The 583-nt window shown below is 62.8% G+C and carries 1 pseudogene; it reads right to left on the minus strand.

Features of this window, described 5'->3' with window-relative positions:
* Window positions 1-583 (minus strand): annotated as a pseudogene (locus tag PO883_RS34775) (hypothetical protein); the annotation flags it as partial.

The raw sequence follows: 583 nt of genomic DNA on the forward strand, positions 1-583 counted from the left end.
ACTCGCGGGGCATGCGGCATCCTTGGCAAGCCCGCTCGTACGCACCAGCTCAGTCCCACGGGCCGGATCGCTGATGAAGCAGGTTTTGTTTCCATTGAAGTCGGTGCGGCTGGCCACGTCGCCTTTGTCGCTGTAGGTCGTTGCCTTGGCACTTGCGGCGCAGCCCGCGCCGGCGGGTTGGCTTTCAGCGGTAATCTGGCTTTTGTTATTGGCGTCGTACGCGATGCCGATGCTGCGGCTGCTACCGAGCGGATCGGTCAAGATCCTGCTGGTCGGGCTGGGATAGGCGAATGTGTAGCGCTGCGCACCGCCGGCATGCTCCGTCAGCACGGCCTGCGCCTCGCCATTGTAGGCATACGTGGCAAAGCGCTTGCCATGCTCATCGGTGATTCCGGTGAGCAGAAAGCGATCGCTGGGGTCTTCGTAGTGATAAGAGCGCGCGGAAATCTCCGCACCAGCGCGGTCGAGAAAGTGTACCCCGACCAGGCGGTCCATGCCTTCAATGGGCCCATAGCCGGGTACGGCGGCATGCTCGTATTCGTAGCGCACGCTGCCGGTGGCATTGGAGATCGACGCGATGACG

Origin of the sequence: Massilia sp. DJPM01 (assembly GCF_030348125.1) — a bacterium.
GTDB classification, from domain to species: Bacteria; Pseudomonadota; Gammaproteobacteria; order Burkholderiales; family Burkholderiaceae_D; genus Telluria_A; species Telluria_A frigida.